Genomic DNA, 14,191 nt, shown 5'->3' with positions numbered 1-14,191 from the left:
CCCCATGACGACCCTGACCACAGCCCCGACCACGTCGACGTCGGTCACCTCGACGAACGCCGCCCCTGCCGTCTGCTCCACCGATCTGCTCGACCTCGTCGCGCGTTCCCACGACACCCTCGTCGAGGCCTGCACCGTCTCGACGAGTTCGCAGCGCTACGTCGCGGCGCATCTCGCGGCGCTGCGCGCCGCTGCTGGGTTGCTCGCGTGGAAGGCGCCGCGCAGCCTCAGCTCCAAGCCGCGCAGTGCGTGGGTGACGCTCGCCCAGCACGCGCCCGAGCTGGGTGAATGGGCGGCGTTCTTCACCGAGAGCGGGCGCCGCAGCCGCGCCGTGAGCGCAGGCATCCTCGTGCCCGCCGCACGGGAGGCCGACGATCTCGTGCGGCAGGCCGAGACGTTCCTGCAGATCGTCCTCGAGCACGCCGGTCTCCCGCCGCTCGCGCCGGTCGGTTCGCGCATGACCCCGGTCCAGGTGAGGTGAACCATGCAGTTCACGCACCTTCGGGTCGCCTCGTCGTACTCGTTGCAGTACGGCACGACCCCACCCGCGACACTCGTCGCCCGCGCCGCCGAGCTCGGGTACGGACGCCTCGCGCTCACCGACCGCGACGGTCTGTACGGCAGCGTCAAGTTCGTCGAGGCGTGCACCGCCGCAGGCCTCGAGCCGATCCTCGGCGTCGACCTCGCGCTGGCGCCCGAGCGCGTGCTGCGGGCGCGTACCCCCGCCAAGGGTGGCCCGGCGCGGGACGAGCGGAGCCCGCGCGTCACCGTCCTCGCCCGCGGTGCGGCGTCGGGGCTCGCGCCGGGGCTGGGGTGGGCCCAGCTGTGCCGTCTCGTCACCGATGCTCATCTGAGCGGTGAGCGCGGCGCGCCCGCCACGAGTCTCGACCGGGTGGCCGCGCACGTCACGCACGAGAGCGAACCGAACCAGCCGGCACTCACGGTGCTCCTCGGCCCGGATTCGGACGTCGGGCAGGCACTCCTGCGCGGTCGTCACGCCGAGGCCGAGGCCCTGGTGCGTCGCTGGCGAACCGCTCTCCCGCACGGCGCGCTCGCCCTCGAGGTGGCCTGCCACGACGGCCCGCCCGAGGCGATGGCCAGTCGGCGTCACGCGACGAACCTGTGGCGCCTCGCCCGTCGGTGCGGCGTGCCCGCCGTGCTGAGCGGCTGGGTGCGTCATGGTGAGGTCGACGAGGCGATCACTGCCGACGTCCTCGACGCGGCACGCCGTGGGGTGGCGCTCGACCTGCGTCACCTGGATCGCACGAGCGTTCAGGGCCATCTGCGCCCTGAGGCGCAGATGCTGACGCAGGCCGAGGCGCTCGCCGAAGGGCTGGGTGATCTCGGCGCCGCGCTCGAGCTCGTCGGGGCGAGCGACCGGCTGGCGCAGGCGTGCGTCCAGCACCCGTTCCGAGACATCGGCATCGGGGCGGTGCACCTGCCCGAGGTCGAGGTGCTGGGCCTGACGGGCACCGACCCGCAGCGGGTGCTCACCGAGCGCTGTCACGCCGCGGTGAACGGACGCTACCCGCACGCGTCGGAGGCAAAACGGCGCGAGGTGCTGGAGCGGCTCGAGGAGGAGCTCGACGTGGTGCGTCACCTCGGGTACCCGACGTATTTCCTCACCGTCGCGCAGGTCTGCGACCTCATCCGCGACATGGGCGGGCGCGTCGCGGCCCGCGGGTCGGGCGCGGGCAGCCTCATCACCTACCTGCTCGGCATCAGCGGGGTCGACCCCATCGAGCACCGACTGCTCATGGAGCGGTTCTGCACGAGGGCCCGCGCGTCACTGCCCGACATCGACATCGACGTCGAGTCGGCGCGCCGCACCGAGATCTACGAACGCATCATGGAGCGCTTCGGCGGGGAGCGGGTGACGTGCGTGTCGATGATGGAGACCTACCGGGTGCGCCACGCCATCCGTGACGCCGGTGCCGCGCTCGGGATGGTGCCGGCCGACGTCGACGTCATCGCGAAGGCCTTCCCGCACGTCGCGGCCCGTGACGTGCGGCATGCGATCGAGGAGCTGCCCGAGCTGCGGGCGCGCGGGCTCGCCGAACCGGAGCTCGACCGGCTGTTCGACCTCGTCGAGCGCCTCGACGGGCTGCCGCGGCACATCGCGCTGCATCCGTGCGGGGTGATCCTGTCGAACGCCGGGCTGGCGCAGCGCACGCCGATGGAGGCGAGCTGGCTCGGTTTCCCGATGAGTCAGTTCGACAAGGACGACGTCGAGACGCTGGGGCTGCTCAAGCTCGACGTGCTCGGCATCCGCATGCAGTCGGCCATGGCCCACGCCGTCGCCGAGATCGAACGCGTCGAGGGTGCCGTCGTCGACCTCGACGACCCCGAGTGCGTGCCGTTCGACGACGAGGCCACCTTCGAGCTCATCCGCACGACGCGCACCCTGGGGTGCTTCCAGATCGAGTCGCCCGGGCAGCGGGAACTCATCGGCAAGTTCGGGCCGCAGCGTTTCGAAGACCTCATCATCGACATCTCGCTGTTCCGCCCCGGGCCGGTCAAGAGCGACATGATCACCCCGTTCCTGCGCGCGCGGCAGGGGTGGGCGCCGCCCGAGTACCTGCACGAGAGTCTGCGCCCGGCACTGGAGGAGACGATGGGTGTCGTCGTCTTCCACGAACAGGTGCTGCGCATCTTCGCGCAGACGACCGGCATCACGCTGGCGCAGGCCGACGAGGTGCGACGGGCGATGGGCTCGAGCACCGGGCAGGAGAAGATCGAACTGTGGTGGCGCGAGGCCGCGCAGCACCGCGGCTACACGAGCGCGGAACGCGACCGCATCTGGGAGGTGCTCGCCGCGTTCGCCTCGTTCGGTTTCTGCAAGGCTCACGCCGCCGCGTTCGCCGTCCCCACCTACCAGTCGGCGTGGTTGAAGACCCATCACCTCGCCGCGTTCGTCGCAGGCGTTCTCACCCACGACCCGGGGATGTACCCCAAGCGACTCATCCTCGCCGACGTGCGGACGTTCGGCGTGCCCGTGCTGGGCGTCGACATCAACGCCTCGCGCCGCGAGTACCGCGTCGAGCGCGTGCCGGGCGAGGGCAGCGATGACGACCATCTCGGTTTGCGCATCGGTTTCCTCGACGTCAAGGGTATGAGCGAGCGCGAGATGACGTCACTCGTGGAGGGCCAGCCCTACACGAGCCTGACGGACGTGTGGCGCCGGGCGGGTCTGAGCCGGCCCGTCGTCGAGCGGTTGCTGCTCGTCGGCGCCTTCGACGCACTGCACGGCACCGGACGACCCGGCGTATGCGGCGCACCGACGCGGCGAGATCTGCTGCTCGAGCTCGACGACCTCGAACGGTTGGATCGGCACGCCTCGGCGCGTCTGACGCGTGGCGCTCGCCGTCGCATGATCAGTTCGGCCCCGGGCGTGGGCGCGTCTGTGAACGCGGACGGGGCCGCAGGAACGGTGATGGCTTTCGACAGCGTCGAGGCGGCGCGTCGTCAGGCGCAGGGGCGACGGCCGCACGAGCGGTACGAGACGCAGGGCTCGCAGCTGGCCTTCGACATGCTCGACGACGGTGAGGCGGTGAGCAGTGGCCTGCCCGAGTTCACCCCGGCCGAGAAGGTGCGGGCCGAGCTCGACATCCTCGGGTTGGACGTCAGCGGGCACGTCATGCAGTTCTACGCGCCTCTCGTGCGGGCGCTGGGCGTCAGCCGGGCCTGTGACCTCGCGTCGCTGCACGGCGGCGAGACAGTGTGGTGCGCCGGCATCAAGGTCGCCACGCAGACACCGCCGGTGCGTTCGGGGCGACGCGTCATCTTCCTCACCGTCGACGACGGTACGGGCCCGGCCGACGCGACGTTCTTCGAGGACGTCCAGGGCCCCTACGCCGACACGGTCTTCCACGCGTGGATGCTCCTCGTGCGGGGCGTCGTGCGCCGCACCGGCCCGCGTGGGGTCTCGATCCGCGCGACGGGAGCGTGGGATCTGGCGCAGGCGTGGAAGGCGTGGGAGCACGACGGCGAGGCCGGGGTCCACCGTCTCGTCGAGGAGAGCGAGCGGCGCGGGGCGGAGCGCTCGGTCGGGGCCGCGCGCGGGCGGCGTCAGCTCGTGCACGCGTCGGGGTTCGCGCAGTCGCCGTACACCGACATCAAACCGGCGGGGGAGGCGCTTCGTGCCTCGCGCGCCGAACTGCCCGGCGAGGGTGAGGCTCCGTCACACCTGTGGCACGCGAGCCCGGGAAGCTCAGGAGGATGGAAACGATGATCCTGCACGTCGACATGGACGCCTTCTACGCCTCGGCGTCGCTCATCGAGCGCCCCGAACTCGTGGGCACCCCCGTCATCGTCGGGGGTGCGGGTCGCGGGGTGGTGCTGTCCGCCACGTACGAGGCGCGACGGTCCGGGGTGAGCTCCGGCATGCCCATGGGGCGCGCGCGCAGGCTGTGCCCGCAGGCGGTGGTGCTGCCACCCGACGCCGAGCTGTACTCGCGCATCTCGGGAGCCGTCATGCACCTGTTCGCTCAGGTGACGCCGCTCGTCGAACCCATCTCACTCGACGAGGCGTTCCTCGACGTGAGCGGGGTGGCACCGACACCGCGTCAGGCGGTTGCGCTCGGGCACCAACTGCGTGACGCCGTCGCGGACGAGCAGATGATCACGTGCTCGGTCGGCATCGCGCCGGTCAAGTTCGTCGCCAAGCTGGCCTCGACGCGCGCGAAACCTGACGGGCTGCTCCTCGTCGAGCGCCACGAGACCCTCGACTTCCTCCACCCGCTGCCCGTCGAGGCGCTGTGGGGCGTGGGTGAGACGACGAAGGAGAAACTGCATCGCCTCGGGCTGCGCACCGTCGGCGATGTCGCACACCTGCCCGAACGCACGCTCGTGCGCGCCCTCGGGCAGAGCGCGGGCGTCACCCTGCACCGCCTCGCCTGGGGGCATGACGAGCGCCGCGTTGTCCCGCACGAACCCGAGCGCAGCATCGGTTCGGACGAGACGTTTCCCGCCGACCTCGACGACGCCGTCGAGATCAAGCGCGAGCTGCTCAAGCTGAGCGATCGGGTGGCGGCGCGGATGCGGGCGGCGCAGGTCGCGGGTCGGACGGTCGTGCTCAAGGTGAGGTTCTCGGACTTCACGACGATCACGCGCTCGCGCACGCTGCCCGAGCACACCGACGTCAGCCGCGAGATCTACGACGTCGCAGCGCAATTGTTCGACGCGCTCGCCCTGCAGCGCGCGCGGGTGCGGCTCGTCGGGGTGCGGGTGCAGGGGTTGAAGGACGTGCGTCAGACGTCGCGGCAGATCCGGCTCGGGGAGCGTGAGAACGGATGGCGGGAGGCGGATCGGGCGATCGATCGGGCGAGCGCGCGCTTCGGGGCAGGCATCGTGCGCCCGGCGAGCCTCGTCGGATGAGCGGGCACGGGCGGCCCATGGCGGCAGGCTCTGGCGTGAAAGGTCATGGTGTGATGCACTTTCCCCGTCGTGCACCGCGCTGAAGTGCTACAACTGACGTTATGTGTCACCCGCCGCACGAGGTGTGCATCATGTGGGGTGACGAAGGGATGGAGGGCCACCATGCCGTTGTCCGAGCATGAGTTGCGCACGTTGGAGCAGCTCGAGGCGCAGCTTTCCGCCGAGGATCCCAAGTTCGCCTCGACGATGCAGGCCGACCCGGAGCGCCGCCGTCGACGCAGGCGCGCCCTCTTCGCCGGCGCGGTCTGCCTCGCAGGCCTCGGCCTCACCGCCGTCGGCACGTACTCCTCGCACATGTGGTTGGGTCTCGTCGGCATGCTGGTCATCGCCGCGGGTGCCCTGCTGTCCGTGCAGACGCCGTCACGGCCCGCCCTGCACGTCGTCGACCCGAACTCGTTCGAGGGCATCACGGCCCAGACCGGCGCGCACCCCGCGTCGCGGATGCCGCGCATGGCTCGTCCGGCGCGCACCGCTCGGCCGCGCTCCTCGGCTCCTCGTCCGCAGGGCGACTTCATGCAGCGGATGGAGCAGCGCTGGGAGCGTCGCCGCTACGAGAACCAGGGATGGTGAACCGGCAGCGGCGTCGCTGACGTGAGTGTTCGCTGCTCGTCTGCAGCGATGACGCTCGGCGCGCCCCGCTCACCGTGCCAGCGCGAACGCAGCGATGGCCCAGCCGACGGCGATCGTCACGGCTGCGGCCAGTTCGATGCCCACCGACGTCAGCGCTGCCCGGATGGCGACGCGGGTCGCTGTCCACGCCTGCGCGCGATCACGCAGTCGTGCGCTCTCCGCCAAGAACACGCCGATGACGAAGCCCAGCAGCAGCCCGATCACGGGGACGACGAAGAAGCCGACCACCGCGCACACGAGCCCGACGATGTTGCTGCGCCGCGCGACCCCACCCCGCGAGAGCTGACGCCCCGGCACGAGAACCTGCACGACATAGCCTGCGACAGCGAGGACGCACGCGACAGCGAACACCACCCATGCCGCCGTGCTCGACTGGCCGATGGCCCAGACGAGCACGCCGAGCACGACGCACGCGAGGCCCGGTAGGACGGGCACGATGAGGCCGGCGATGCCGACCGCGACGAGCAGGGCCGCACCGAGCGTCGTCAAGGTTTCTGTGGAGACCACCATGGTGTTCATCATGGCCCATCAGCGCATCGCTGCGCCCGAGATCACCGCCGTCGCGCGGCGGCAGTCGCACGGCACCGATCGCACGACACCCATCGCGCGAGGCCTCATGCCCGGGTGCGTCCGACAGTGCCCCCGGCATGCGTTCGGCCCCGCGCCTCGATGATCGAGAACACGGGGCCGAACGGTTCGCTGTGCCGAAGGGGCGAGATGCTCAGACCTCGCTGAGGCGGGGGGTTTCGTCGATGACCTCGACGGCTACCTCCCGCAGCTTGTCGAGGTGCTCACGGCCGTGGTGGCCGCAGAAGCGCAGTTCGAGACCTTCGGACATGACGGCCTTGATGAACGCCTGGGCGCCACAGCGGTCGCAGCGGTCGGCGGCGGTCATCGTCTGTTCCATCGTTGCGGTCATATCCATCCTCCTCGTCGGACGGCGCGGGGGCCGTCTCACGCGTATTCGTGAACCCACACGAATGTGGTTCTCGACAATGAACAACAGTCTTCCACGTGGAGGCATTCCCGCGAAGCCGGTTTCGATCTGCGGGCCTCCTCGCGCGCCCGAGTGATTGCCTCGACCCGCGTGCACCCGCGGCCGCACACCACCATGCACACCACATGACGGAGCGCCCACGAGAGGTGGCTTGCGCGTGGCGACGCGGAACGACGGGGTTCGTCCGATAGCGTGTCGAGGCACATGTCGAGTGTGCGCGTGACGAAGGTCAAGGAGATTCCCCAGGTGTCGCCCAGCGAGAACCAAGAGAACTACACCGCCCGCCACCTCCAGGTGCTCGAGGGGCTCGAGGCCGTCCGCAAGCGTCCCGGCATGTACATCGGCTCGACCGACGGTCGCGGCCTCATGCACTGCCTCTGGGAGATCATCGACAACGCCGTCGACGAGGCGCTCGGCGGGTACTGCGACCGCATCGAGGTCATCCTCCTGCCCGACGGCTCCGTCGAGGTGCGCGACAACGGCCGCGGCATTCCCGTCGACGTCGAGCCGCGCACGGGTCTGTCGGGCGTCGAGGTCGTCTTCACGAAACTGCACGCGGGCGGCAAGTTCGGTGGCGGGTCGTACACGGCCTCCGGTGGTCTGCACGGCGTCGGTGCGTCCGTCGTCAACGCGCTCAGTTCGCGTCTCGACGTCGAGGTCGACCGTGCGAGCAAGACGTACGGCATGAGTTTCCGCCGCGGCGAGCCCGGCACGTTCGCCGACGGCGACTCCTCCGATCCGCTCGCGAAAAGCCCGACGAACCCGTTCACGCCGTTCGAGTCCGGCAGCCAGCTCGAGGTTGTCGGCAAGGCCAGGCGCGGCGTCACCGGTTCGCGCGTGCGCTACTGGGCCGACACGACGATCTTCCTCAAGACCGCGCAGTTCGACTACGACCAGCTCATCGCGCGCGCTCGTCAGACGAGTTTCCTCGTGCCGGGCCTCACCATCATCATTCGTGACGAGCGGGGTCTCGCCGGTACGCCGGGGGAGAACGGCCCGCACGAGGAGACCTTCCTCCACGACGGCGGCATCAGCGAGTTCTGCGAGTACCTCGCGCCCGACGCCGCCGTCACCGGCATCTGGCGCCTGCAGGGCAGCGGGTCGTTCACCGAGACGGTGCCGGTGCTCGACGAATCGAGCGGCCACATGACGAGCCAGGACGTGACGCGCGAGTGCGGCGTCGACATCGCGCTGCGCTGGGGCACCGGGTACGAGACGAAGGTGCGCAGCTTCGTCAACATCATCGCGACGCCGAAGGGCGGCACGCACAACACCGGTTTCGAGCAGGCGCTCATGAAGGTGTTCAAGAAGCAGCTCGAGGTCAACGCGCGCAAGCTCAAGGTCGGCAATGACAAGGTCGAGAAGGACGACGTCCTCGCCGGTCTGACAGCCGTCGTCACCGTTCGCCTCGCGGAGCCGCAGTTCGAGGGCCAGACGAAGGAGGTGCTCGGCACCGCGGCCGTGCGCGCCATCGTCAGCAAGGTCGTCGAGAAAGAGCTGAGCGCGCACCTGACGTCGACGAAGCGTGACGACAAGGCGCAGGCCGCGCTACTGCTGGAGAAGGTCGTCGCCGAGATGAAGTCGCGCATCAGCGCGCGCGCCCACAAGGAGACGCAGCGTCGCAAGACGGCGCTCGAGTCCTCGAGCCTGCCGGGCAAGCTGAAGGACTGCCGCTCGACCGACGGTGAGCGCAGCGAGCTGTTCATCGTCGAGGGCGACTCGGCGCTAGGTACGGGCATGGCGGCGCGCAACTCGGAGTACCAGGCGCTGCTGCCGATCCGCGGCAAGATCCTCAACGTGCAGAAGGCGTCCGTCGGCGACATGCTGAAGAACGCGGAGTGCGCCTCGATCATCCAGGTCGTCGGAGGGGGTTCGGGGCGCAGTTTCGACCTCGACATGGTGCGCTACGGCAAGATCATCCTCATGACGGACGCCGACGTCGACGGCGCCCACATCCGCACGCTGCTGCTGACGTTGTTCTTCCGCTACATGCGTCCGCTCGTCGCGGCGGGGCGCGTGTACGCCGCGATGCCGCCGCTGCACCGTCTCGAGGTGAGCGCGCAGGGCCGCGCGAAGGGTGAGGTCATCTACACCTATTCCGAGGACGAGATGCGAGCCACCGTCGCGGCGTGGGAGAAGAAGGGCCGCACGTTCAAGCAGCCGCAGCGCTACAAGGGCCTCGGTGAGATGGACGCCGACCAGCTCGCGGAGACGACGATGGACCCACGCCACCGCACGCTGCGTCGTGTCACGCTCAAGGACGCCGAGATGGCCGAGCAGGTGTTCGACCTGCTCATGGGCAGCGAGGTCGCGCCGCGCAAGGATTTCATCATCTCCAGCGCCAACGATCTCGACACCGAGCGCATCGACGCATGAGTTCGACTCGGCTGCAACGGTTTCGCTCGGTTCTCGCCGACACGCGGCCGTTGCGCAACCCCGCCTTCCGGCGGTTGTGGATCGCCGACATCGTCACCGTCGTCGGCGCGCAGCTGACGATCGTGTCCGTGCCCGCGCAGATCTACGCGCAGACGCGCGATTCGAGTTACGTCGGGCTGACGGGGTTGTTCGGCCTCGTGCCGCTCATCGTGTTCGGCCTGTACGGCGGATCGCTCGCCGACGCGCACGATCGTCGACGGATCCTGCTGTTCACCTCGGGCGGCTTGGTCGTCGCGAGCGCGCTGTTCTGGGCGCAGGCGGCAGCAGGCGGCGTCAACGTCTGGGTGCTGCTGTGTCTGTTCGCAGCACAGCAGGCGTTGTTCGCGCTGCATCAACCGGCGTTGCAATCGTCGCTGCCGCGCCTGCTCGAACCCGAGTTGCTGCCCGCCGCGAACTCGCTGCTCATGACGGTCGCGATGGCCGGTGGCATTGCCGGCCCGCTGCTCGCCGGCGCGCTCATCCCCGTACTCGGGTTCTCGTGGATGTACGCGATCGACACGATCTGCCTGCTCTCGACGCTGTGGGCCGTGTTCCGCATGCCCGCGCTGCCGCCGATCGGTGAGGTCGTCAAGGCCGGTTTTTCGTCGGTTCTCGACGGGTTGCGCTACCTGACGCGTCACCCCGTCCTGCTCGCGAGCTTCGTCGTCGACCTCATCGCGATGGTGTTCGGCATGCCGCGCTCGGAGTTTCCCCAGATCGCGCACGAGTCGTTCGGCGGTCCGCTCGGGGGTGGTTTCGCGTTCGCGTGGCTGTTCGCGGCGATCCCCGTCGGCGCCGTGCTCGGCGGCGTGTTCTCCGGGTGGGTGTCGCGCGTGCGACGACACGGCGTCGCCGTGCTGGCCGCGGTGCTCGTATGGGGCCTCGCCATCATCGGGTTCGGTGCGGCGGTAGCGCTCGCGAACGGGCGCGTCGACGTCGTGTTCTGGCTCGCGTTCATCGCCCTCGTCATCGGAGGTGCGGCCGACATGGTTTCCGCGGCCTTCCGCACGTCGATGCTTCAGACGGCCGCGAGCGACGAGGTGCGCGGGCGGCTGCAGGGCGTGTTCCTCGTCGTCGTCGCCGGCGGCCCACGCATCGCGGACGTCATCCACGGCGCCGGCGCGACCGCGATCGGAGCGGCGACGACGGCGTGGCTCGGCGGCGTGTGCGTCGTCATCGGTGTCGTGCTCGTGGGCCTGCTTGTCCCGTCCTTCCGGCGGTATCGACTCGCTGCCTGACTCGTGGGGCGCGCCGGGCCGAGCGGGGTGCGGCAACCGTGATCTGGCTTCGTCGGTCTCGGGCAGGGGTGTCCGCGATGACGGCTGGCCGGGGGAGTGGGGCCGTCCCCGTCGTTCTGGCGCCCTGTGGTCAGGCTGAGCGTCGGCGGATGGTAAATCTGGACGATTCTATGAATGAAGTTTTTCCCCTTAACTTACGCTAGTTTAGGTCCATGCCTTCACTCCGATCCTCTCTCGTGGTGCTGACGGCGGATCAGGTCGACAGCCGCTCTGGCGGCGACGCCGTGCCCTCCGCCCTGCGAGCGCTGCGCGCTCTCCCGTCGAGCGGGGGGTCTGCGCGCGGCTTCGCGCGGACGGCGGGGGATGAGATCCAGGCCCTGTTCACGCGTTCGAGCGATACGGTCGAGGCGCTCGAACGGCTGGCGCGCCTCGGGTGCTGGCGGGTGGGGGTCGGCATCGGCGCGGTCGTGACGCCCGTACCCGACGATGTGCGTGCCGCCTCGGGTGAGGCGTTCATCGCGGCGCGTGAGGCGGTCGAGGCATCCCGGCTCGTGCCGGCGCGCGTGGCCGTTCGGGCTCCTTCGGCGCCCGAGGCGGGGGCCGACCTCGACGCGGCGCTGGCGCTGCTGCACCTGCTTTGGCATCGCCGCACACCTGCGGGGTGGGCTGTTGCCGAGTTGTTGGGGCAGGGGCTGACGGGGCGCGAGGTCGCCGCCGAACTCGACATCACCCCCTCGGCCGTCAGCCAACGCGCGCGGGCCGCAGCCGTCGAGGAGAGCGACGCCGGCATGCGCCTCGCCGCGCGCCTCATGGACGCTGCGCGCGCTCGCTCTGCTGAGGGGCGGCGTCGCTCGAGAGCCGACATGCTCTGATCGTGTGCGCCCGCGGCATGACGGCTGTGGGCGCGCTCGGATCACCAGCCCGGCCCTCACCCGGCTCGGCGTTGCGCCCGACGGAACGGATCGTCCCGGCCTGTGTCCTCACCACTGTCGGTGGCGGCGTCTACCGTCGGGTCATGGATGTCAGGGATGTTCTCGTCGTCGCGCTGTTCGGGTCACTGGCGCTCGCGGGTGGTGGTGTCGTGACGACGCTCGTGTTCCGCAGCGTCGATCGTCGGGCGTCCGAGGTGGGGGAGAGCCTGCCGGAGTCCTCGGACGGGGTCGCACAGGCCGCCACGATCCTGCGCGGCGGCGCGTGGATCGGCGCGCTTGAGCGGTTGGCGATCTTCGCGGGGCTCGTCGCGTCGTGGCCGGAGGCGATCGCGATCGTTCTCGCCGTCAAGGGGCTCGGGCGTTATCCGGAGCTGCGCAGCGGCGAGAAGTCGGCCGTCGCCGAGCGGTTCATCATCGGCACGTTCGTCAGCGTCCTGTGGGCGTGCGGCTGCGCGGGTCTCGTGGCGTGGTTTCGCACCTGAGCCCCCCTGGCAGCGCGGCGTCCCTCGCCCAACGTCGGCGAGGTGCCGCTGACGCCGCCGTCACGATCGGGCTGCGGCCTTCTTCGCCGCCTTCATCTCACGTTTCGTCTCGCGAACCTTCTGCAGCGAGTCGGCGGCGTCGTCCGTCGCCCATATGGGGTGGGTGCCGCCGTCGTAGTCGTCGCGCACGGCGGCGAGCTTCTGCACGCGCTCTGCCATCGAGCGGCCGTGACGGTGAAGGGCGGGAGGCGTCGTGCACTTCTCGACGAACTCACCCGGTTCGATCGCGGCGATCTTCGTCGGATCGAGCGTGCCGAACCGGTCGTAGATCTTGGCGGGGCCGGAGAACGCCACCTCCATCGCGATCTGCTGGTCGAGCAGCATTCCGACGAGCAGCCCGAACAGACGCTCCGAGATGACGGCGTCGGCACGGTCGTTCTGGGCGATGTGCAATCGGGGCATGCAGGCATCGTAGGGCGGCGCGGCCCAAGGAACATGTCGATGTCACCACCTCGTGAGAGGATCACGCCAGATCACTCAGCGAGCGAAACGACGACGACATGACACTGTTCAGGCGCGCCGATGTCGGTGACGACGAACCGCAGCACCTCAAGGTCTCTCTGGACCTCAAGTCGGTGTGGCATGCCACCTGGATCGTCATCGGCGCCCTCGCCCTGCTCACCGCCCTCGGTTATCTGACGGGGTCGGCGGGTTCGGTCGTCTTCAACGTCGTCATGGCGTTCTTCCTCGCCGCAGCCATCGAACCGGCCGTGTCGCGCTTCGCGATGCACATGCCGCGTGCGCTCGCGACGGGTCTCGTCGTCCTGCTGCTGGCGTGCGCCGTCGTCGGGTTCTTCGCCGCGTTCGGGGGCCTCCTCGTCGACGAGGTGCAGGCGCTCATCAGTGCGGCGCCCGGCCTCGTCACGGATTGCGTCGACTGGGTCAACCGCAAGTTCGACACCGACTACGACATCAACAAGCTGCTCTCGAGCGTCAACCTGACGCCCGACAACGTCGCGAACTACGGTTCGCAGCTGGCCGGCGGCGTCCTCGGGCTCGTGACGAGCGTCGTGTCGACGGCGTTCAACCTGTTCGTCCTCATCTTCTTCACCTGTTACATCTCGGCCGGCCTACCGCGTCTGCGCACCTGGGTGGCAGGGCTGTTCCCGCCGCGTCAGCAACGTGTCGTGCTGACGGTGTGGGAGGTGTTCGTCGCAAAGGTCGGCGGGTACGTCGCGGCGCGCTTCATCCTCGCGACGATCTCGGCGACGATCCACTGCACGTTCATGATGCTGATCGGCATGCCGTACTGGCTGGCGCTCGGGTTGTGGACGGGCATCATCGCGCAGTTCGTGCCCAACATCGGCACGTACATCTCGATCGTCCTGCCCGTCCTCGTCGGCGCGACGAGCGACAAACCGATCAACGGCCTGTTCGTCCTCATCTTCGCGATCGTCTACCAGCAGATCGAGAACGTCACGATCGAGCCGAACATCAGCGCACGCGCCGTCGACGTCCACCCGGCCGTCTCGTTCGCATCCGCCCTCGCAGGCGCGAACATGTTCGGCCTCGCCGGCGGTTTGCTCGGTGTGCCCGCCGCCGCGACGGCCATGGCCATCCTCGACCTCTACAAGACGCGCTACGAGGTGAAGAGCTCGACGCTCGACGCCGCGCAACGCGACGCGAAGAAGGATCTCGACGACGACGACTCTGCGACGAGTGACGACCCACCGGGCCAGCGCGACCCCGTCGAACTCGCAGAAGCTGACGACGCCGCCGGCGACGCGCGTGACCAGGCGGTCGAGACGGGCGGGCGCCATGATTCCGACCACGCGACTCGTGACAGCGACGCCACGTCGACCACTCACGGCGACACCGCTGCGGTGAACCGCGACGATAACCGCAGCTCCGGTGGTGCGACGAAGGCCTGACCGGCCGGGGGCCGCCTTCCGTCCTCGCTGCCCTCGTGCCGCGAGACATACATCGCGTCCGGGATTGCATGGCAGGCCAAGCGTGGCAGCCGGTGCTCTGTACTTGGGGCGCGCTCCACGCTCCTGTCCC

The 14,191-nt window shown here is 69.6% G+C and carries 12 protein-coding genes; 9 read left to right on the top strand and 3 right to left on the bottom strand.

Features of this window, described 5'->3' with window-relative positions; all coding sequences use genetic code 11:
• The first annotated feature begins 4 nt into the window (after window positions 1–4).
• The 4 genes from DYE07_RS03125 (at window position 5) to DYE07_RS03110 (ending at window position 6,006) form a co-directional block, all read left to right on the top strand.
• On the top strand, window positions 5–481 hold the full coding sequence (locus DYE07_RS03125; RefSeq protein ID WP_006946864.1) for an SAV_6107 family HEPN domain-containing protein: 477 nt from the start codon (window positions 5–7) through the stop codon (window positions 479–481).
• Window positions 482–484: 3 nt separating this feature from the next.
• Window positions 485–4,231, top strand: a complete 3,747-nt coding sequence (locus DYE07_RS03120) for a DNA polymerase III subunit alpha (RefSeq protein WP_115296325.1) — start codon at window positions 485–487, stop codon at window positions 4,229–4,231.
• Complete coding sequence (dinB, locus tag DYE07_RS03115; protein WP_440588208.1) at window positions 4,219–5,376, top strand: DNA polymerase IV; 1,158 nt, start codon at window positions 4,219–4,221, stop codon at window positions 5,374–5,376. Before DYE07_RS03120 ends, dinB begins: the two co-directional genes overlap by 13 nt.
• 162 nt (window positions 5,377–5,538) lie before the next feature.
• A complete protein-coding gene (locus DYE07_RS03110) occupies window positions 5,539–6,006 on the top strand; it encodes an SCO2097 family morphological protein (protein WP_115296323.1) in 468 nt (155 codons plus the stop codon).
• A 69-nt stretch (window positions 6,007–6,075) separates the two neighbouring features.
• Here the strand turns inward: DYE07_RS03110 and DYE07_RS03105 are convergent, their stop codons facing one another.
• Both DYE07_RS03105 and DYE07_RS03100 read right to left on the bottom strand, forming a co-directional pair.
• The gene (locus DYE07_RS03105; protein ID WP_207623486.1) at window positions 6,076–6,576 is read right to left on the bottom strand and encodes a DUF456 domain-containing protein; all 501 of its coding nucleotides are present in this window, start codon (window positions 6,574–6,576) and stop codon (window positions 6,076–6,078) included.
• Window positions 6,577–6,787: 211 nt separating this feature from the next.
• Window positions 6,788–6,985 carry a DUF7455 domain-containing protein gene (locus DYE07_RS03100; protein WP_006946873.1) on the bottom strand — a complete coding sequence of 66 codons (198 nt, stop codon included), beginning with the start codon at window positions 6,983–6,985 and terminating at the stop codon, window positions 6,788–6,790.
• A gap of 282 nt (window positions 6,986–7,267) precedes the next feature.
• Here DYE07_RS03100 and DYE07_RS03095 point away from each other — a divergent pair, with 282 nt between their 5' ends.
• From DYE07_RS03095 to DYE07_RS03080, 4 genes are all read left to right on the top strand, one after another.
• Window positions 7,268–9,439 carry a DNA gyrase/topoisomerase IV subunit B gene (locus tag DYE07_RS03095; protein ID WP_006946863.1) on the top strand — a complete coding sequence of 724 codons (2,172 nt, stop codon included), beginning with the start codon at window positions 7,268–7,270 and terminating at the stop codon, window positions 9,437–9,439.
• Window positions 9,436–10,716, top strand: a complete 1,281-nt coding sequence (locus DYE07_RS03090) for an MFS transporter (protein ID WP_006946897.1) — start codon at window positions 9,436–9,438, stop codon at window positions 10,714–10,716. Before DYE07_RS03095 ends, DYE07_RS03090 begins: the two co-directional genes overlap by 4 nt.
• A 212-nt stretch (window positions 10,717–10,928) precedes the next feature.
• Window positions 10,929–11,588: a hypothetical protein gene (locus tag DYE07_RS03085; protein WP_040015027.1), complete on the top strand. Its 660-nt coding sequence runs from the start codon at window positions 10,929–10,931 to the stop codon at window positions 11,586–11,588.
• Window positions 11,589–11,731: 143 nt separating this feature from the next.
• Window positions 11,732–12,130, top strand: coding sequence for a hypothetical protein (locus DYE07_RS03080; protein ID WP_237723718.1), 399 nt, complete (start codon window positions 11,732–11,734; stop codon window positions 12,128–12,130).
• A gap of 60 nt (window positions 12,131–12,190) precedes the next feature.
• On the opposite strand, the gene DYE07_RS03075 is transcribed toward DYE07_RS03080, so the two are convergent.
• Window positions 12,191–12,592 (bottom strand): HhH-GDP family DNA glycosylase, encoded by a 402-nt coding sequence (locus DYE07_RS03075; RefSeq protein ID WP_115296321.1) that lies wholly within the window; start codon window positions 12,590–12,592, stop codon window positions 12,191–12,193.
• A 98-nt stretch (window positions 12,593–12,690) separates the two neighbouring features.
• On the opposite strand from DYE07_RS03075, the gene DYE07_RS03070 reads away from it, so the two are divergent.
• Window positions 12,691–14,061: an AI-2E family transporter gene (locus DYE07_RS03070; RefSeq protein WP_115296320.1), complete on the top strand. Its 1,371-nt coding sequence runs from the start codon at window positions 12,691–12,693 to the stop codon at window positions 14,059–14,061.
• Window positions 14,062–14,191: the final 130 nt, after the last annotated feature.

The sequence above is a fragment of the Dermacoccus nishinomiyaensis genome, assembly GCF_900447535.1.
Lineage (GTDB): Bacteria > Actinomycetota > Actinomycetes > Actinomycetales > Dermatophilaceae > Dermacoccus > Dermacoccus nishinomiyaensis.
This window is presented reverse-complemented; position numbering and strand designations above follow the sequence as displayed.